Below are 16,160 nucleotides of genomic sequence, written 5' to 3'. Positions count from 1 at the left end.
AAGATCATTGCGTAATTCTTAGAAAACTAGGAATACACAATGTCCAAGCAAAAAATCCGCATCCGCCTGAAGGCGTTTGACTACAAGCTGATCGACCAGTCGGCTGCTGAAATCGTTGACACTGCCAAGCGCACCGGCGCCATCGTCAAGGGTCCCGTGCCCCTGCCGACACGCATGAAGCGCTTCGACATCCTGCGCTCGCCGCACGTCAACAAGACCAGCCGCGACCAGTTCGAAATCCGCACTCACCAGCGCCTGATGGACATCGTTGACCCGACTGACAAGACGGTTGACGCTCTGATGAAGCTGGACCTGCCCGCAGGTGTGGACGTCGAGATCAAGCTGCAATAAGTACTTCACAGGCCCCTTGCGGGGCCGTTGAAGGGCTTTGATTTAACGCGAACTTGCTTGAAAAGGCAGTTCGCGTTAAAATTTGGGGCTTCGCCTTTCTTGAGCGAAGTTTTATCAACCTTCTTTCGTGCGCAAGGCCTTGGTCATCTGGGGCGGGAGCGCAACGCTGGGCCAATTGCAGTTTCAGCGGCGGAAGTTTTGGAGCAAACAAATGAGTCTGAGCAACTCCCTCGGGTTGCTGGGTCGCAAGGTGGGCATGATGCGTCTGTTCACTGATGATGGGGACGCAGTGCCTGTCACAGTGGTGGATGTGTCGAACAACCGCGTGACTCAGGTCAAAACCCAAGAGAACGATGGCTACGTGGCCCTGCAGGTCACTTTCGGTTCGCGCAAGGCATCTCGCGTGACCAAGCCAGAAGCCGGCCACCTTGCCAAGGCAGGTGTCGAAGCCGGTGAAGTGATGGGTGAATTCCGCGTGACCGAAGAAACCGCTGGCAAGTACGCCGCAGGCTCCGTCCTGCCCGTCGCCGAGCTGTTCTCGGTGGGCCAGAAGGTGGACGTGCAAGGCACTTCCATCGGTAAGGGCTTCGCCGGCACCATCAAGCGTCACAACTTCCGCTCGCAGCGCGCCTCGCACGGCAACAGCCGTTCGCACAATGTTCCCGGCTCCATCTCGATGGCCCAGGATCCAGGTCGCGTGTTCCCGGGCAAGAAGATGACCGGCCACATGGGCGATGAAACCATCACCACCCAAAATCTCGACGTGGTTCGCATTGACGAAGCACGCCAACTGCTCTTGATCAAGGGCGCTGTTCCGGGCTCCAAGGGTGGCTTCGTGACGGTGCGCCCCGCCATCAAGGCCAAAGCTTCCAAGGGAGCGAACTAATGCAGCTCGAACTCCTGAATGAACAAGGCCAGGCCGCATCCAAGTTTGATGCGCCCGAGACTGTTTTCGGCCGTGAATTCAACGAAGACCTCGTCCACCAGATCGTGATCGCCTACCGTGCCAACGCACGCCAGGGCACTCGCGCTCAGAAGGACCGCGAGCAGGTTCGTCACACGACCGCCAAGCCGTTCAAGCAAAAGGGCACCGGCCGTGCTCGTGCCGGTATGTCCTCCTCGCCTCTGTGGCGTGGCGGCGGCCGCATCTTCCCGAATCTGCCTGAAGAAAACTTCACGCAGAAGATCAACAAGAAGATGTACCGCGCCGGCATGGTTGCCATCCTGTCGCAGCTGGCCCGCGAAGGCCGTCTGGCCGTGGTGGACTCGCTCAAGCTCGAAAGCCCCAAGACCAAGGTGCTGGCCGACAAGTTCAAGGCCATGAACCTGGAATCGGTCATGGTGATCGCTGAAGAAGTCGACGAGAACCTGTACCTGGCTTCCCGCAATCTGAAGAACGTGTTCGTGGTCGAGCCGCGCTACGCCGACCCCGTGTCGCTGGTGCACTACAAGAAAGTGCTCGTCACCAAGGGTGCGATCGACAAACTCAAGGAGATGTTCGAATGAGCACGCTCAAGTTTGACGAAGGTCGTCTGATGCAGGTGTTGGTTGCTCCCATCGTGTCCGAAAAGGCCACCATGGTTGCAGAGAAGTCCAACGCCGTGACGTTCAAGGTGCTGCAGAGCGCCACCAAGCATGAAATCAAGGCCGCCGTGGAACTGATGTTCAAGGTGGAAGTTGCTGGTGTCTCCGTGGTGAACATCAAGGGCAAGACCAAGCGCTTTGGCAAGACCACCGGCCGCCGCGACCACGTTCGCAAGGCCTACGTGATGCTCAAGCCCGGTCAAGAGCTGAACCTGTCCGGGGAGGCTGCGTAATCATGGCTGTTATCAAGCTCAAACCGACGACCCCCGGCCAACGCGGCACGGTCAAGGTCACGCGTGACCATCTGCACAAGGGTGCAGGTTTCGCCCCCCTGCTGGAGCCTCAGCACCAGAAGTCGGGCCGTAACAACAACGGTCACATCACCACCCGTCACAAGGGCGGTGGCCACAAGCACCACTATCGCGTGGTGGACTTCAAGCGCACCAAGGACGGCATCCCCGCCAAGGTCGAGCGCATTGAGTACGACCCCAACCGTACGGCCCACATCGCTCTGGTGTGCTATGCCGACGGCGAGCGTCGCTACATCATTGCTCCGCGCAACCTGGAAGTCGGCGCAACGATCGTCAGCGGTTCGGAAGCCCCGATCCGCGTGGGCAACACCCTGCCGATCCGCAACATCCCCGTGGGTTCGACCATCCACTGCATCGAACTGAAGATCGGCGCTGGCGCGCAGATCGCCCGTTCGGCAGGTACGTCGGCTACGCTGCTGGCCCGTGAAGGCATCTACGCCCAAGTGCGTATGCGTTCCGGCGAAGTGCGCAAGGTGCACATCGAATGCCGCGCGACCATCGGTGAAGTCGCCAACGAAGAGCACAGCCTGCGCCGTCTGGGCAAGGCCGGTGTGAAGCGCTGGATGGGTATCCGCCCGACCGTTCGCGGCGTGGTGATGAACCCTGTCGATCACCCGCACGGTGGTGGTGAAGGCAAGACCGGTGAAGGTCGTCACGCTGTTGACCCATGGGGCAACCTGACGAAGGGCTACCGTACCCGTAACAACAAGCGCACGCAGTCGATGATTGTGTCGCGTCGTAAGAAGTAAAGGGTAGCAAATGACTCGTTCTCTTAAAAAGGGTCCGTTTGTTGACCATCACTTGCTGGCAAAGGCCGAGAAGGCCGTCGCCACCAAGGACAAGAAGCCCGTCAAGACCTGGTCGCGTCGCTCCATGGTTCTGCCCGAGTTCATCGGTCTGACCATTGCCGTGCACAACGGCAAGCAGCACGTGCCCGTGTATGTGACTGACCAGATGGTCGGCCACAAGCTCGGCGAATTCGCGCTGACCCGTACCTTCAAGGGTCACCCGGCGGACAAAAAAGCCAAGAAGTAAGGAATAGAACATGTCTGAAACACGTGCTGTTCTCCGTGGCGTCCGCCTGTCTGTGGACAAGGGTCGCCTGGTCGCGGACCTGATCCGCGGCAAGAAAGTGGACCAAGCCCTGAACATCCTGACGTTCACGCAGAAAAAAGCTGCCGTGATCATCAAGAAGGTGCTCGAGTCCGCCATCGCCAACGCCGAGCACAACGACGGCGCCGACATCGACGAACTGAAGGTCAAGACCATCTTCGTCGAACAAGGCACCACGCTCAAGCGCTTCACCGCGCGTGCAAAGGGCCGCGGCAATCGCATCAGCAAGCCCACGTGCCACGTGTACGTGACGGTTGGCAACTGAAAGGCCTGGGAAGAATATGGGACAGAAAATCCATCCTACCGGCTTCCGCCTGGCTGTTAGCCGCAACTGGGCCAGCCGTTGGTACGCAAGCAACCGCGACTTCGCCGGCATGCTGGCCGAAGACATCAAGGTGCGCGAGTTCCTGAAGGCCAAGCTGAAGAACGCCGCCGTGTCGCGCATCCTGATCGAGCGTCCTGCAAAGAACGCCCGCATCACGATCTTCTCGGCACGTCCTGGTGTCGTGATCGGCAAGAAGGGCGAGGACATCGAGAACCTGAAGAAGGAACTCGCAACCCGTCTGGGCGTGCCCGTGGCTGTGAACATCGAAGAAGTGCGCAAGCCTGAAATCGATGCCAAGCTGATCGCCGACTCGATCTGCCAGCAGCTCGAAAAGCGCATCATGTTCCGCCGCGCCATGAAGCGTGCGATGCAAAACGCCATGCGTCTGGGTGCCCAAGGCATCAAGATCATGTCTTCGGGCCGTCTGAACGGTATCGAAATTGCACGCTGCGAGTGGTACCGCGAAGGCCGTGTGCCACTTCACACGCTGCGCGCCGACATCGACTATGGCTTCTCCGAAGCCAAGACGACCTACGGTGTGATCGGTGTGAAGGTCTGGGTCTACAAGGGTGACACGCTGGGTCGTAACGACCTGCCGGCAGCCGAGACCCCCCGCCCCGAAGAAGAGCGTCGTCCTCGCGGCCCCCGCCGCGATGGTCGCGGCGATGGTCGTCGTGACGGTGCTGGCCGTGGTGCCCGCCGCCCCGCAGGCGCTAACGCAGCACCTGCAGACGGCAGCGACAAGCCCGCCGGCGCTGGCGCTGATTCCGTTAAGCGCGTTCGCAAGACTGACGCGCCCGCTACAGCAGCGGACGGTAAAGGAGAATAAAGATGCTGCAACCTGCTCGCCGCAAATACCGCAAGGAGCAAAAGGGTCGCAACACCGGTATTGCAACGCGTGGTAACTCCGTTGCTTTCGGTGACTTCGGCCTGAAGTCCACTGACCGTGGTCGCCTGACGGCACGTCAGATCGAAGCGGCTCGCCGCGCGATCTCGCGTCACGTCAAGCGCGGCGGTCGTATCTGGATCCGCGTGTTCCCGGACAAGCCAATCTCTACCAAGCCCGCAGAAGTGCGTATGGGTAACGGTAAGGGCAACCCCGAGTACTACGTGGCCGAAATCCAGCCCGGCAAGGTGCTCTACGAAATCGTGGGCGTCCCTGAAGAGCTGGCTCGTGAAGCGTTCCGCCTGGCCGCTGCAAAGCTGCCGCTGCGTACGACCTTCGTGTCCCGTCAAATTGGTGCCTAAGGAGAACAACATGACGAAAGCTGCTGAACTCCGCCAAAAAGACGTTGCCGGCCTGGAAGCCGAAGTGAAGTCCCTGCAAAAGGCTCACTTTGGTCTGCGTATGCAAAAGGCCACGCAACAGCTGGGTAACACGAACACGCTGCGTACCACGCGCCGTGACATCGCCCGCGCCAAGACCATCCTTGCTGAAAAGCAAGCCGCCAAGTAATCAGGAAGCCGACATGACGGAAGCTAAAAAATCCCTCAAGCGCACCTTGATTGGCAAGGTGGTCAGCGACAAGCGTGCCAAGACCGTGACGGTCATGGTTGAACGCCGCGTCAAGCACCCGATCTATGACAAGATCATGATCAAGTCCAGCAAGTACCACGCTCACGACGAGCAAGGTGAGTACAAGCTGGGCGACGTGATCGAAATCACGGAAAGCCGCCCGCTGTCCAAGACCAAGAACTGGGTTGCTACCCGCTTGGTGCAAAAGGCTGCTCTGGTGTAAGCCTACCTAGGCCCACCGGCTGCAAAGCCACAGGAAACGACCCACAATGTGGGTCGTTTTTTCGTTTGGGGACCGCCATTTCGGCGGCCCCCGGTTTTGCACCACAAAGGAGATAGAGATGATCAAAGTCGGAGATGCCCTGCCCGCTGCCACCCTGATGGAATACGTGGAAGTCGAAGGCAATGGCTGCAGCATCGGCCCCAACCCCGTGAAGCTGCCCGAAGCCGCTGCAGGCAAGACCATCGCGGTCTTCGCCGTGCCCGGTGCATTCACTCCCACCTGCTCGGCCAAGCATGTGCCCGGCTTCGTGGAGCAGGCCGAAGCCTTCAAGGCTGCCGGCGTGGACGAGATCTGGTGCCTGTCGGTCAACGACGCCTTCGTGATGGGCGCATGGGCCCGCGACCAGAAGACCGATGGCAAGGTGCGCATGCTGGCCGACGGCGACGCCGCATTCGCCAAGGCCACCGGCCTGACGCTGGATCTGAACGGCAAGGGCCTGGGCCTGCGCAGCAACCGCTATTCCATGCTGGTCAAGGACGGCAAGGTCGTCACGCTGAACGTGGAAGGCCCTGGCAAGTTCGAGGTCAGCGACGCGGCCACTTTGCTGGGCCAGGCCAAGGCCTGATCGCGCTGCAGGCCTTCTGGCCTGTGCACCGCGCTATTGCGAAAAAAAGGCATTGCACCCGGGTGCAATGCCTTTTTGTATTGGGGGCGCTGGTTCAGCCAGGCCGGCCTAGAAGATATCGGCCTTGAGGTAGTGCGCCCCCGCGATGGGGTTGTGATAGTAGGGCGGGATTTCCTCGAAGCCCAGGTCGACGTAGAGGGCGCGGGCCGATTCCATGTCGTCCAGCGTGTCCAGCAGCACATGGTCATAGCCGGCCTGGCGCGCCACATCAAGCATGGCTTCGGCCAGCTGCCGACCCAGCCCGAAACCGCGAAAGGCCTTGCGCACGAACAGGCGCCTCATCTCGGCGGCATTGGCGTAGTCGCAGTTGTCCAGGGGGCGCAGGGCGCAGCAGCCGGCCACTGCGCCATCGACCCTGGCCAGCAGGATGTGGCCGCGCGGCGCAGCGTAGTCGCCGGGCAGATCGGCGATCTCGGCCTCGAAATCTTGAAATTGCAGATCGATATCCAGGCTTGCAGCGTACTCCCGGAAGATCTGGCGGACTTCGTCCCAGTCTTCCGCGGGATTCGGCGCCAGCAAGGCGACAGCAGGCTTGTCCACGGGCACTCAGCTAAAACGACGGAAAGCGCAGTGTAGCGGCAAGCGGCCCACCTCTGGCTGCGCCGTCAGAAAGCGCCGCCAAGCTGCTGTACCCACCATGCCACAGCGCCTGCCCCGAAGGCCAGGGCCAAGGCCAGCCAACGGCTGCCTGCCGTGTCGCGTGAGGCGGGTACTGGCGCGGACAACTGTTTGTCCCCGGTCACCATGGCTCGCACCAGGCCGCGCCCGCGCCAGGCATAGAACACGATGGCCAGAAGATGCAGGGCCACCAGTGCGTACAGCAAATACTGTCCCCAATGCGCGTGATAGGCCGTGGCCTGCGCCACCGTGTCGCCCGATGCGAAGCGGCTCAGCGGCCCGGAGAACGCAATCTCGTCATCGCTGAGCAATCCGCTGCCTACCTGGGCGATCAGCACCGCCAGCATGGCCAGCACGGACAGAGCGCCCAACGGGCTGTGGCCTGCGCTGTCGCTCTCCGCTCCTTGTCCGCGCAGATGGCGCAGCAGGGCGGAAGGTGCATGGATGAAGCTGGCAAAGCGCGACCAGCGGCCACCCACCAGGCCCCACAACAGGCGAAACAGCAGCAAGGCCAGCATGACATGGCCCAGCAGCAGATGCCAGTTCATGGCATTGCCGCCCAGTTTGGCCGTCACGACCAGGGCAATCACGGTTGCGGCCAGCAGCCAGTGAAACAGCCGGGTGGGCAGGTCCCAGATGCGGACCTTGTGCTTGGCGGCGCCTTGTGCGGTCGGTTCTTGTGCCATGGCATGAGCGTGTGGGTGGGAATGAGTGCATTGTGCCGACCTGCATTCCGGAGCCGGCAGTCAATGCACCCTGGCTGCGGTCAATCAAAGCTGCGCCCGCAAGGCGTCACTGCCATACTGACCCGGCAGATTTCCCCACACTCGAAAAGGAAAACCACGATGAAGAAAGTTTCTGCATGGGCGCTGGCCGCCCTGGTGGCCGCTACCGCGCTGCCGGCTTCCGCCCAGTTTGCCAAGTCCGAGGACGCCATCAAGTACCGCCAGGGCGCGCTGGCCGTGCTGGGCCAGCACTTCGGTCGCCTGGGTGCGATGGCGAACGGAAAGATCCCCTTCGATGCCAAGGCGGCCCAGGAAAACGCCGAGGTGGTGGCCTTCATGGCCAAGCTGCCCTGGGCAGGTTTCGGCGCAGGCACGGAGGGTGGAAAGGCCAAGCCTGAAATCTGGAAGGAGCAGGCCAAGTTCCAGGATCTGTCGGAGAAGATGCAGGCCGAGACGGTCAAGCTCGCTGCTGCGGCCAAGTCCGGCAACCTGGACCAGCTCAAGGCGGCCTTCGGCCCGGCCGCTGCCAGCTGCAAGGCCTGCCACGACAGCTTCCGCAGCCGCTGATCGGCATGCAGATGCAAAAAAACCGGCGTGATGCCGGTTTTTTTCTGGGCTTGCCTGTGCCGTATCAGGCTTCGGCCAGCAGTTTCTCGATCAGCCGGTGCAACTCGGCGAAGTCAGGCGCTCCCACATAGCGCTTCACGATGTCGCCGCGCTTGTTGACGATGTAGGTGGTGGGCGTCAGCTGCACATCGCCCCAGGCGCGGGCCACGGCGCCGGTGTTGTCCAGCGCCACCTTGAACGGCAGCTTGCGCGAATCGGCGAAGTTCACCACATAGCTGGGCGGGTCGTAGCTCATGGCCACGGCCAGGGTCTCGAAGCCCTGGCCCTGGAATTTCTGGTGGGTGGCGACGATCTCCGGCATCTCGGCCACGCAGGTGGTGCAGCTGGTGGCCCAGAAATTGACCAGCGTCACCTTGCCCTTGAAATCGGCCGTGGTCTGCTTGCTGCCATCCAGCAGCACGAAGGTCGATTGCGGCGCCGCCGTCTGGCCTGCGCCCGAATACACCCATGCGCCCATTCCGGCGGCTGCGGCGATCACCACGCCTGCGATCCAATGTTTGCTTGCCATAGCGACGATTGTGCCCAAAGTTGTGCCCGTAGGCCTGCACGCATGCCGTGCACCGCGTTTCGATGCGCGGCAAGGGCAAAAGTTCGGGTCTCGGTCAAGCGGGCCGTGTCGATAATGCCGGCATGACATTGATGGAAAGCTTTTTGATCCCCATGGCAAGGCTCCGCGCTCCTGCCATGCGGCTTGCTGCCGCTGTGCTGGTGTTGACGCCCTTGGCCGCATGCAGTCCCCGGCTGGATTGGCGGCAGGTTGCGGTCGAGGGCACGCCACTGCGTGTGCTTTTGCCTTGCGATCCGCAATCGGCCACCCGGCCGGTGGAACTGGGCCAGGGCATGGGCACGGTGCAGATGTCCATGATGGGATGCGACGCCGATGCGTCCACCTACGCGGTTTCCCACTTCCTGGTCAGCGAGCCCTCCAGGGCCGCCGAGATGCTGTCGTACTGGCAGGCGGCCGTGCTCGGTCAGATGAATCCGGGTGCGCCGGGACAGGCGCCGGCCGGCGCCAAGCAATTGCGCTCCAAGGAAGATGGCTCCTTCGTGCCTGCAGGCGCCTTGAATCTGCCGCAGTCGCTGCGCACCACGTTTGAAGGCGTGGGCCCCCAGGGCTGGAAGCTCACGGCCCATGGCGTGTGGTTTGCACGAATGGAGCCGGCGGGCGCGCGCCTCTACCATGCCGTGATCTACAGCGACAAGCCGCGCACAGACGAGGCCAACAACTTCTTCGCCAGCCTGCAACTGCAGTAGCAACAGGTTTGGAGCCACGGATGCGGGAGGCAACTGTGGCATGGAGCGCAGCGCAGGCGCGCCGTTTGCCCTGCATGCGCCTTCGCACGCCATAATCGACTCCGAACCCTGTGACTTCATGACCACGCGCATCCTTTTGTTCACCCACGCACCTTTGGCCCAGGCACTGCGCGAATGCGCCCTGCATGTGTTCGCCGACAGTGCCGAGGACGTCCTTGCCCTGGATGTGCCCGCTCAGGAGCCGCCCGAGGCCACTCTGATGCGTGCCGAGCAGTTGCTTGAAGACCATGGCGGCCTGCTGGGGCTGCCCACGCTGGTGCTGACCGACCTCTTTGGTGCGACGCCCTGCAACGTGGCGCAGCGGCTTGTGGCGCAACTGCCTGCCGGGCGGCTGGTGGCCGGAGTGAACTTGCCCATGCTGCTGCGCTCCATAGGCTATCGCCACGAGGCGCTGGAAGCCGTGGCCGAGCGTGCCTTGGCGGGAGGCAGCCATGGGGTGATGCAGGTGGGCGTGAACACGCCTCAGAACCAGAGTCCGCGACCATCCAATGATCAAGACCCCTATCACCATCAGCAATAAACTGGGCCTGCATGCCCGCGCCTCCGCCAAGCTCACCAAGCTTGCAGGCAGCTTTCCCTGCGAAGTCTGGATGAGCAAGGGTGAGCGGCGCATCAATGCCAAGAGCATCATGGGCGTGATGATGCTGGCTGCCGGCATGGGCTCCGAGGTGCTGCTGGAGACCGACGGAGCACAGGAGCAGGAAGCCATGGATGCGCTGACCGCCCTGATCAACGACAAGTTTGGCGAAGGCCAGTAATGTGCCTTTGCTGCGCTGGCAGACGGTGAGCGCAACAGAGCAACACGCGCTGGAACTGGACGATGCCGCATTGCGACGGTCCGGGGCCTGCGCAGCAGCAGGCAAAGGACAGGCGCAATGACGTTTGCAATCCACGGACTGGCCGTGTCACGGGGTATCGCCATAGGGCGTGCGGTGGTGGTGGCCTCCAGCCGCATGGAGGTGGTGCACTACTTCATCCGGCCCGACCAGGTGGACGCGGAAATCGACCGCGCCCGCAGTGCGCGCAATGCCGTCATCGACGAGCTGCGCCGCCTGCAGGATGAAATGCCCAAGGATGCGCCGGGCGAGCTGGATGCCTTGCTCGACGTCCACCTGCTGCTTTTGCAGGACGAGGCCCTGGCCGCCGCCATCAAGCACTGGATATCCGATCGCCTCTACAACGCCGAATGGGCGCTGACCACGCAGCTGGAGGTCGTCTCGCGCCAGTTCGACGAGATGGAGGACGAATACCTGCGCGAGCGCAAGGCGGACCTCGAGCAGGTGGTCGAGCGCATCCTGCGCCATATGAAGGGCATGGCCAGCCCCGTGCCCGCACCGGCCGAGCTGTTGGCAGTCGAGGCAACGGGGGAGGGCACGCCGCCGCAGCAGCCGCTGCTGCTCGATGGCGCCACCGAGGCGCCGCTGGTTCTGGTGGCGCAGGACCTGTCGCCAGTGGACATGCTGCAGTTCAAGAGCCGGTTGTTTGCCGGCTTCATCACGGCCGTGGGTGGCCGCACTTCGCACACGGCCATCGTGGCGCGCAGCATGGACATTCCTGCCGTGGTCGGCGCCCGGGCTGCGGGGCAACTGATCCGCCAGGACGACTGGATCATCATCGACGGCAATGCAGGGGTCGTCATCGTCGATCCCTCACCCATCATCCTGGCCGAATATGGCTTTCGCCAGCGCCAGAACGAGCTCGAGCGCGAGCGCCTCTCGCGCCTGCGCCACACGCCTGCGCTGACGCTGGACGGAGAGCGTATCGAGCTGCTGGCCAACATCGAGCAGCCCGGCGACGGGCCTGCGGCCGTGCATGCGGGCGCGGTGGGCGTGGGGCTGTTCCGCACGGAATTCCTGTTCATGGGGCGTGGCGGCAACCTGCCCGGCGAGGAAGAGCAATACCGGGCCTACCGCGAAGCCGTGGATGGAATGCAGGGCATGCCCGTGACCATTCGCACGCTGGACGTGGGCGCCGACAAGCCGCTGGACAAGGCCCAGCCCAAGGACTACTACCTGAACCCCGCGCTGGGTCTGCGCGCCATCCGCTGGAGCCTGGCCGATCCGGCCATGTTCCGCACCCAGCTGCGCGCCATCCTGCGTGCTGCCGCGCATGGGCAGATCCATCTGCTGTTCCCCATGCTGGCCCACCAAAGCGAGATCGAGCAGACCCTGGCCCAGGTGAGGTTGGCGCAAAGCGAGCTTGACGCGCGCGGCGTGGCGCACGGCCCGGTCAAGCTGGGCGCCATGATCGAGGTGCCTGCGGCAGCGCTGATCGTGCGCACCTTCCTGCGCTATTTCGACTTCCTGTCCATCGGCACCAACGACTTGATCCAGTACACGCTGGCCATCGACCGCGCCGACGAGACCGTGGCCCATCTCTACGATCCCCTGCATCCCGCCGTGCTCAAGCTGGTGGCGGATGTGATCGCCGAAGGACGGGCGCAAGGCAAGAACGTCTGTGTCTGCGGGGAGACCGCCGGCGATGTGGCCATGACGCGCCTGCTGCTGGGCCTGGGCCTGCGCAGCTTTTCCATGCATCCGGCGCAGATCCTGGTGGTCAAGCAGGAAATCTTGCGTGCCGACACACGCAAGCTGGCCGCCTGGGCGCAGGAAGTCCTTCGTTCGGACAGCCCGGCAGCGCTGCTGAGCCCATGACTTCGGTCAAGTGAAGGCGCGAGGCAAAAAAATCACAACTTCAGTTGCGATTGATTCTCATTCGATGTTATGATCCGCTCCAATGCAGCAAGAAGCTCTCTGGTGGGGAATTCGAGCTGCAAGCTTTTTCAGTTTCATCGTGGGGCGACTCGCCAGGCCTGTTCAGCCTGCAGCAAGTCGGTTTGCCAGCCAGCGGTCTGCCGGTTAGCCAGGCTTTTTTTCTACGTGGAACGGGAAAGCACGATTGCATTCAATTCAAGCAGGGCATGCACGTTGGCCCTGCTTTTTTATTGCCTTCAACTGCGTCGGCATCAGTTGCTTTCCGGCTCAGGATGGCCTCGCACGACAAAGCGCCGCGAAAACCCCAGGGGGCGCGTGACGGCGCGCGGATCGCCAAGAAATGGCAGCCGGAATCCAGGTTCCTGCAGGATTTCGACACTCCAGTCCGTATTTCCCATGAATCGAAATCGCACCAGCGATCGTTCGTCCGATGGCAGCAACGAGAAGCTGCCCGTGGAATACATGCTGCCTATCACGGCCTTGTCGAGTGCCTGCAAATTCTCGTCGAGCAGCGTGATCCGCAGCATCTCCTCCATGGGCGTGTCATCGGTGGTGAACAGAAGGTAGAGGTCGTTCCATTGAAAGGCTGCCTCGAGAATGGTGCCGTCCACCAGAATGGGCGTTGCATTCCCGTTGAGCACCAGGCGGCTTTGCGGTACCTGCCCTGCAGGATGGGATGCGGCGGGCTGCAGTGACAACTGCCGGTCGGAGAGGATGCGCATCTGTTGTCCTGAAGTGTCACCAGAGGAATTCGACGCCTATGGCAGCCAGTGCCCCGCCGACAAAAGCGCCGACCACCACGCAGGCAGGTGCCCCGGGCCCGCAGGCCAGCCCGGCCAGGGCACCACCTGCCATGCCTCCACCGATCCCGGCACCTGTGACGGCCAATTCCTTGCCGGCGGCCTCCACCTTGTTGTCTGCGTTGGCGATGGTGTAGACCGATACCGCAATGGAGAAGACCAGGAGGCCGCGTCCTGCCCGGGAGAGCGTGCGCATTCTCTGGGTGATGGCGGCATTGGACTTGCCGGCGGATTTGACGATTTCGCCATACACGGCGTTTTGCTGGGCCGCCGTGAGGCGATCGAACCGCACGTTGGGGCCGTGCAATTGCTGGGCCTTGCGGGCAATCAGCTCATTGAGCGTCTTGCCCTCGCTCTTGATGCGTTGCGCCATGGCTCTGCCCACGGGGGTGCTGCGGCCTCGGATGATCTCCATGATGACATTGCGGGCCTCCTGGGCCTGTTGTGCAGCCTGTCCCCAGGTGATGCGGCCGCTCGTGGCCTGCAACTGAAGCTCGTTGGCCATGGCCTGAATCTGTCGGGCATAGGCCAGGCGTGCAGATGAGTCCAGCGAGAGATGCACCCCGGCATTGGCAACCTCTGCTTTCAGTGCCTGTATGGCGGCATCGAATGCTGCACGGTCCTTTTGCTCGTCATTGGCCATATGCACTTATCCCTTTGTCAATGGAGCGGCGCCCGAACGCCCGAAATCCGGGATTTCATGTCGTTGAGCCGCATTCCTGGGTCGTTCGGATTTTTTTGAATGCAGAAAGCATTCGGAAAATCGGCATCATAAAGAGATCGGGAAATTCATCAACCGAGATGCCGGTGACATCGATTGTTTGTTGCTGAATGTGTATTCAGGTCAAAACCGGCGCCTGAATGGCATGCCTCCAGACATGAAAAAGGGGATGGTCTGCAAAGGCCATCCCCGAAGTGCGTGAAGAAGGCCGCCCTGCAGGCAGGCGGCCATTGCCGGCTCAGACGCCGGCGGCGTGTGCCTGCTGGTCCGCGTGGTAGCTCGAGCGCACCATGGCGCCCACGGCTGCATGCGTGAAGCCCATCTTGTACGCCTCTTCCTCGAACATCTTGAAGGTGTCGGGGTGCACGTAGCGACGCACCGGCAGGTGGCTGTTGCTGGGTGCCAGGTATTGGCCGATGGTCAGCATGTCGATGTCATGCGCACGCATGTCGCGCATGACCTGCAGGATTTCCTCATCGGTCTCGCCCAGGCCGACCATGATGCCGCTCTTGGTCGGAACCTTGGGGTGCAAGGCCTTGAACTTCTTGAGCAGGTTCAGCGAGAACTGGTAGTCCGAGCCGGGACGCGCTTCCTTGTACAGGCGCGGTGCGGTCTCCAGGTTGTGGTTCATCACATCGGGAGGCGCGGCCTTGAGGATTTCCAGCGCACGGTCGTCGCGGCCACGGAAGTCGGGCACTAGGATCTCGATCTGGGTCAGCGGCGAGAGCTCGCGGATGTTCTTGATGCACTCGACGAAGTGGCCCGAGCCACCATCGCGCAGGTCGTCGCGATCCACGCTGGTGATGACTACGTATTTCAGCCGCAGCTCGGCAATCGTCTTGGCGAGGTTGAGCGGTTCGTTGGTGTCCAGCGGGTCGGGACGGCCGTGACCCACATCGCAGAACGGGCAGCGGCGCGTGCACTTGTCGCCCATGATCATGAAGGTGGCCGTGCCCTTGCCAAAGCACTCGCCGATGTTGGGGCAGGAGGCTTCCTCGCAGACCGTGTGCAGCTTGTTGGCGCGCAGGATGTCCTTGATCTCGTAGAAGCGCGTGGTGGGGCTGCCCGCCTTGACGCGGATCCACTCGGGCTTCTTGAGTGCTTCGCCATGCTCGACCTTGATCGGGATGCGCGAAAGCTTCGCTGCCGCCTTCTGCTTGGCCAGCGGGTTGTACTCGGCTTGTGACTGCGCTTCGCGCACGACGGTGTTGGTGGTCATGGTTCTGGATTCAGGGGGCTAGGCGGCGCTGCAACTGTCGTCCCAGCACGCGCGCGGCTTCGTCCCAGGTTGTCTGAACGCCGATTGTAGAAAGGTCCACCGTTTGCAGCCCTGCGTAGCCGCAAGGGTTGATCCGGCCGTAGGGTTCCAGGTCCATGGCGGCGTTCAATGCAACGCCGTGATAGGTGCAATGCCGGCTGACCTTGATGCCCAGGGCTGCAATCTTGCCCAGCCCCGAAAAATCGGGTTGGGGCGCGGGCGAGCCGGGCGCGCGTAGTTGCGGGCGCTGGGGCAGCATGGCATGGCTGCGAGGGTCGTCGAGGCGCACGTAGATGCCGGGGGCGCCTTCCACGCGGTGGCCGGTGATGCCGAAATGCTCCAGCGTGCGGATGACCGCATCCTCGATGCGGAACACGTATTCCTTGACGAAGTAGCCCAGGCGCTGCAGGTCCAGCAAGGGATAGGCGACCACCTGGCCCGGGCCGTGGTAGGTGACCTGTCCGCCGCGGTTGGTGGCCACCACGGGAATGTCGCCAGGGCTCAGCAAGTGGTCACTTTTGCCGGCGAGGCCTTGTGTGAAATGTGCGGAGTGCTCGCATATCCACAGCTCGTCGCGCGTGCCGGCATCGCGTTGGCTGGTGAAGGCCTGCATGGCCTGCACCGTGGCCTCGTAGTCCGTGCGGCCCAGCAGGCGCAGGTCCAATGACTGCGACTGCTGCGCGTCAAGGGCGCTCACAGCACCACTTTCACCAGCGGATGCGAGGTGAAGGCGCGGTACAGATCGTCGAGTTGTTCGCGGCTGGTCGCCGTCACCGTGACGGTGACGCCCAGGTATTTGCCGCTGCTGCTGGGGCGCAATTCAATGGTGCTGGCGTCAAAGGCAGGGTCGAAGCGTTGGGCGATCTGGGTGATCTCGTGCACCAGATGCTCGGCCTTGACGCCCATGACCTTGATGGGGAACTGCGACGGGTACTCGATCAGCGAATCCTTGCGCGGGTCCGCGCCCGGCTCGGTGGCTGGGGTGGGGGTAGGGGTGGAGGCGTCGGTCATAGGTGAATCAAGGTTAATCGCTTGGCGTTGGAGGCGATTGTGCGCTATCGTTCGCGGCCATGTCGCAGCCCGGGGCTGCCGCGTCGTCCGCCACGAGAACTCCACACACAACAAACAAGTGGCCTGCGGCGCGAGGCTGGCGCTGTTGGCCGGCTGCCACACAGCCCGGTCGCCGCCTCCGTTTTGGGCATGCCCGTAACAACCCCTATCGTTCGGCAGGGGTTTTTACTTATAATCAGAGGCTTTGTGAAAAAGTCTTGTCTG

General features: G+C 62.4%; 25 protein-coding genes. 17 read left to right on the top strand and 8 right to left on the bottom strand.

Going from position 1 to position 16,160, the window contains the following annotated elements:
• Positions 1–39: 39 nt before the first annotated feature.
• The 12 genes from rpsJ (at position 40) to ACF8ML_RS12385 (ending at position 6,048) form a co-directional block, all read left to right on the top strand.
• Positions 40–351, top strand: a complete 312-nt coding sequence (gene rpsJ, locus ACF8ML_RS12440) for a 30S ribosomal protein S10 (RefSeq protein ID WP_003059431.1) — start codon at positions 40–42, stop codon at positions 349–351.
• Between the two features lie 211 nt (positions 352–562).
• On the top strand, positions 563–1,237 hold the full coding sequence (rplC, locus tag ACF8ML_RS12435; protein ID WP_012202329.1) for a 50S ribosomal protein L3: 675 nt from the start codon (positions 563–565) through the stop codon (positions 1,235–1,237).
• Positions 1,237–1,857 (top strand): 50S ribosomal protein L4, encoded by a 621-nt coding sequence (gene rplD, locus ACF8ML_RS12430; protein WP_012202330.1) that lies wholly within the window; start codon positions 1,237–1,239, stop codon positions 1,855–1,857. The genes rplC and rplD overlap by 1 nt, the downstream gene beginning before the upstream one ends.
• Complete coding sequence (rplW, locus tag ACF8ML_RS12425) at positions 1,854–2,168, top strand: 50S ribosomal protein L23 (protein WP_012202331.1); 315 nt, start codon at positions 1,854–1,856, stop codon at positions 2,166–2,168. The genes rplD and rplW overlap by 4 nt, the downstream gene beginning before the upstream one ends.
• A gap of 2 nt (positions 2,169–2,170) precedes the next feature.
• Positions 2,171–2,995 carry a 50S ribosomal protein L2 gene (gene rplB / locus ACF8ML_RS12420; RefSeq protein WP_012202332.1) on the top strand — a complete coding sequence of 275 codons (825 nt, stop codon included), beginning with the start codon at positions 2,171–2,173 and terminating at the stop codon, positions 2,993–2,995.
• Between the two features lie 10 nt (positions 2,996–3,005).
• Positions 3,006–3,281, top strand: a complete 276-nt coding sequence (gene rpsS, locus ACF8ML_RS12415) for a 30S ribosomal protein S19 (RefSeq protein ID WP_012202333.1) — start codon at positions 3,006–3,008, stop codon at positions 3,279–3,281.
• A gap of 10 nt (positions 3,282–3,291) precedes the next feature.
• Positions 3,292–3,624: a 50S ribosomal protein L22 gene (rplV, locus tag ACF8ML_RS12410; protein WP_012202334.1), complete on the top strand. Its 333-nt coding sequence runs from the start codon at positions 3,292–3,294 to the stop codon at positions 3,622–3,624.
• A 16-nt stretch (positions 3,625–3,640) separates the two neighbouring features.
• Complete coding sequence (rpsC, locus tag ACF8ML_RS12405) at positions 3,641–4,513, top strand: 30S ribosomal protein S3 (protein ID WP_012202335.1); 873 nt, start codon at positions 3,641–3,643, stop codon at positions 4,511–4,513.
• A gap of 2 nt (positions 4,514–4,515) precedes the next feature.
• Positions 4,516–4,932 carry a 50S ribosomal protein L16 gene (rplP, locus tag ACF8ML_RS12400; protein WP_012202336.1) on the top strand — a complete coding sequence of 139 codons (417 nt, stop codon included), beginning with the start codon at positions 4,516–4,518 and terminating at the stop codon, positions 4,930–4,932.
• Positions 4,933–4,942: 10 nt separating this feature from the next.
• Positions 4,943–5,140, top strand: a complete 198-nt coding sequence (gene rpmC, locus ACF8ML_RS12395) for a 50S ribosomal protein L29 (RefSeq protein WP_012202337.1) — start codon at positions 4,943–4,945, stop codon at positions 5,138–5,140.
• 13 nt (positions 5,141–5,153) lie between these two features.
• Complete coding sequence (rpsQ, locus tag ACF8ML_RS12390) at positions 5,154–5,423, top strand: 30S ribosomal protein S17 (protein ID WP_016448513.1); 270 nt, start codon at positions 5,154–5,156, stop codon at positions 5,421–5,423.
• 118 nt (positions 5,424–5,541) lie between these two features.
• On the top strand, positions 5,542–6,048 hold the full coding sequence (locus tag ACF8ML_RS12385; protein WP_016448512.1) for a peroxiredoxin: 507 nt from the start codon (positions 5,542–5,544) through the stop codon (positions 6,046–6,048).
• 108 nt (positions 6,049–6,156) lie between these two features.
• Here ACF8ML_RS12385 and ACF8ML_RS12380 read toward each other — a convergent pair whose 3' ends face one another.
• Complete coding sequence (locus ACF8ML_RS12380; RefSeq protein WP_016453567.1) at positions 6,157–6,648, bottom strand: GNAT family N-acetyltransferase; 492 nt, start codon at positions 6,646–6,648, stop codon at positions 6,157–6,159.
• Positions 6,649–6,713: 65 nt separating this feature from the next.
• Entirely contained in the window at positions 6,714–7,412 is a 699-nt protein-coding gene (locus ACF8ML_RS12375) for a cytochrome b/b6 domain-containing protein (protein ID WP_209673043.1), read from the bottom strand.
• Positions 7,413–7,571: 159 nt separating this feature from the next.
• On the opposite strand from ACF8ML_RS12375, the gene ACF8ML_RS12370 reads away from it, so the two are divergent.
• Positions 7,572–8,018: a cytochrome c gene (locus tag ACF8ML_RS12370; RefSeq protein ID WP_016448509.1), complete on the top strand. Its 447-nt coding sequence runs from the start codon at positions 7,572–7,574 to the stop codon at positions 8,016–8,018.
• A gap of 64 nt (positions 8,019–8,082) precedes the next feature.
• On the opposite strand, the gene ACF8ML_RS12365 is transcribed toward ACF8ML_RS12370, so the two are convergent.
• Positions 8,083–8,586 carry a TlpA disulfide reductase family protein gene (locus ACF8ML_RS12365; protein WP_017403794.1) on the bottom strand — a complete coding sequence of 168 codons (504 nt, stop codon included), beginning with the start codon at positions 8,584–8,586 and terminating at the stop codon, positions 8,083–8,085.
• Between the two features lie 275 nt (positions 8,587–8,861).
• On the opposite strand from ACF8ML_RS12365, the gene ACF8ML_RS12360 reads away from it, so the two are divergent.
• The 4 genes from ACF8ML_RS12360 to ptsP all read left to right on the top strand — a co-directional run bounded on the left by ACF8ML_RS12360 (position 8,862) and on the right by ptsP (position 12,046).
• Positions 8,862–9,332, top strand: coding sequence for a hypothetical protein (locus ACF8ML_RS12360; protein ID WP_227468475.1), 471 nt, complete (start codon positions 8,862–8,864; stop codon positions 9,330–9,332).
• Positions 9,333–9,450: 118 nt separating this feature from the next.
• On the top strand, positions 9,451–9,912 hold the full coding sequence (locus ACF8ML_RS12355) for a PTS sugar transporter subunit IIA (protein WP_026061990.1): 462 nt from the start codon (positions 9,451–9,453) through the stop codon (positions 9,910–9,912).
• Positions 9,881–10,150 carry an HPr family phosphocarrier protein gene (locus ACF8ML_RS12350; RefSeq protein WP_016448505.1) on the top strand — a complete coding sequence of 90 codons (270 nt, stop codon included), beginning with the start codon at positions 9,881–9,883 and terminating at the stop codon, positions 10,148–10,150. Before ACF8ML_RS12355 ends, ACF8ML_RS12350 begins: the two co-directional genes overlap by 32 nt.
• A gap of 117 nt (positions 10,151–10,267) precedes the next feature.
• Complete coding sequence (ptsP, locus tag ACF8ML_RS12345) at positions 10,268–12,046, top strand: phosphoenolpyruvate--protein phosphotransferase (protein ID WP_047326974.1); 1,779 nt, start codon at positions 10,268–10,270, stop codon at positions 12,044–12,046.
• 311 nt (positions 12,047–12,357) lie between these two features.
• On the opposite strand, the gene ACF8ML_RS12340 is transcribed toward ptsP, so the two are convergent.
• The 5 genes from ACF8ML_RS12340 to ACF8ML_RS12320 form a co-directional block, all read right to left on the bottom strand.
• Complete coding sequence (locus ACF8ML_RS12340; RefSeq protein WP_047326975.1) at positions 12,358–12,828, bottom strand: hypothetical protein; 471 nt, start codon at positions 12,826–12,828, stop codon at positions 12,358–12,360.
• A gap of 16 nt (positions 12,829–12,844) precedes the next feature.
• Entirely contained in the window at positions 12,845–13,555 is a 711-nt protein-coding gene (locus tag ACF8ML_RS12335; RefSeq protein WP_034368188.1) for a hypothetical protein, read from the bottom strand.
• 310 nt (positions 13,556–13,865) lie between these two features.
• Positions 13,866–14,846 (bottom strand): lipoyl synthase, encoded by a 981-nt coding sequence (gene lipA, locus ACF8ML_RS12330; RefSeq protein WP_013800257.1) that lies wholly within the window; start codon positions 14,844–14,846, stop codon positions 13,866–13,868.
• Positions 14,847–14,856: 10 nt separating this feature from the next.
• Complete coding sequence (gene lipB / locus ACF8ML_RS12325; RefSeq protein WP_047326976.1) at positions 14,857–15,582, bottom strand: lipoyl(octanoyl) transferase LipB; 726 nt, start codon at positions 15,580–15,582, stop codon at positions 14,857–14,859.
• A complete protein-coding gene (locus ACF8ML_RS12320) occupies positions 15,579–15,896 on the bottom strand; it encodes a YbeD family protein (protein WP_016448499.1) in 318 nt (105 codons plus the stop codon). The genes lipB and ACF8ML_RS12320 overlap by 4 nt, the downstream gene beginning before the upstream one ends.
• Positions 15,897–16,160: the final 264 nt, after the last annotated feature.

Origin of the sequence: Delftia sp. WSY_10 (genome assembly GCF_043104705.1) — a bacterium.
Lineage (GTDB): Bacteria > Pseudomonadota > Gammaproteobacteria > Burkholderiales > Burkholderiaceae_C > Comamonas > Comamonas tsuruhatensis.
This window is presented reverse-complemented; position numbering and strand designations above follow the sequence as displayed.

Bases quoted from the DNA above. Each gene is read 5' to 3' on its own strand.
- rpsJ (WP_003059431.1), top strand. From the start codon at position 40: ATGTCCAAGCAAAAAATCCGCATCCGCCTGAAGGCGTTTGACTACAAG.
- rplC (WP_012202329.1), top strand. From the start codon at position 563: ATGAGTCTGAGCAACTCCCTCGGGTTGCTGGGTCGCAAGGTGGGCATG.
- rplD (WP_012202330.1), top strand. From the start codon at position 1,237: ATGCAGCTCGAACTCCTGAATGAACAAGGCCAGGCCGCATCCAAGTTT.
- rplW (WP_012202331.1), top strand. From the start codon at position 1,854: ATGAGCACGCTCAAGTTTGACGAAGGTCGTCTGATGCAGGTGTTGGTT.
- rplB (WP_012202332.1), top strand. From the start codon at position 2,171: ATGGCTGTTATCAAGCTCAAACCGACGACCCCCGGCCAACGCGGCACG.
- rpsS (WP_012202333.1), top strand. From the start codon at position 3,006: ATGACTCGTTCTCTTAAAAAGGGTCCGTTTGTTGACCATCACTTGCTG.
- rplV (WP_012202334.1), top strand. From the start codon at position 3,292: ATGTCTGAAACACGTGCTGTTCTCCGTGGCGTCCGCCTGTCTGTGGAC.
- rpsC (WP_012202335.1), top strand. From the start codon at position 3,641: ATGGGACAGAAAATCCATCCTACCGGCTTCCGCCTGGCTGTTAGCCGC.
- rplP (WP_012202336.1), top strand. From the start codon at position 4,516: ATGCTGCAACCTGCTCGCCGCAAATACCGCAAGGAGCAAAAGGGTCGC.
- rpmC (WP_012202337.1), top strand. From the start codon at position 4,943: ATGACGAAAGCTGCTGAACTCCGCCAAAAAGACGTTGCCGGCCTGGAA.
- rpsQ (WP_016448513.1), top strand. From the start codon at position 5,154: ATGACGGAAGCTAAAAAATCCCTCAAGCGCACCTTGATTGGCAAGGTG.
- ACF8ML_RS12385 (WP_016448512.1), top strand. From the start codon at position 5,542: ATGATCAAAGTCGGAGATGCCCTGCCCGCTGCCACCCTGATGGAATAC.
- ACF8ML_RS12375 (WP_209673043.1), bottom strand. From the start codon at position 7,412: ATGGCACAAGAACCGACCGCACAAGGCGCCGCCAAGCACAAGGTCCGC.
- ACF8ML_RS12370 (WP_016448509.1), top strand. From the start codon at position 7,572: ATGAAGAAAGTTTCTGCATGGGCGCTGGCCGCCCTGGTGGCCGCTACC.
- ACF8ML_RS12365 (WP_017403794.1), bottom strand. From the start codon at position 8,586: ATGGCAAGCAAACATTGGATCGCAGGCGTGGTGATCGCCGCAGCCGCC.
- ACF8ML_RS12355 (WP_026061990.1), top strand. From the start codon at position 9,451: ATGACCACGCGCATCCTTTTGTTCACCCACGCACCTTTGGCCCAGGCA.
- ACF8ML_RS12350 (WP_016448505.1), top strand. From the start codon at position 9,881: ATGATCAAGACCCCTATCACCATCAGCAATAAACTGGGCCTGCATGCC.
- ptsP (WP_047326974.1), top strand. From the start codon at position 10,268: ATGACGTTTGCAATCCACGGACTGGCCGTGTCACGGGGTATCGCCATA.
- ACF8ML_RS12340 (WP_047326975.1), bottom strand. From the start codon at position 12,828: ATGCGCATCCTCTCCGACCGGCAGTTGTCACTGCAGCCCGCCGCATCC.
- lipA (WP_013800257.1), bottom strand. From the start codon at position 14,846: ATGACCACCAACACCGTCGTGCGCGAAGCGCAGTCACAAGCCGAGTAC.
- ACF8ML_RS12320 (WP_016448499.1), bottom strand. From the start codon at position 15,896: ATGACCGACGCCTCCACCCCTACCCCCACCCCAGCCACCGAGCCGGGC.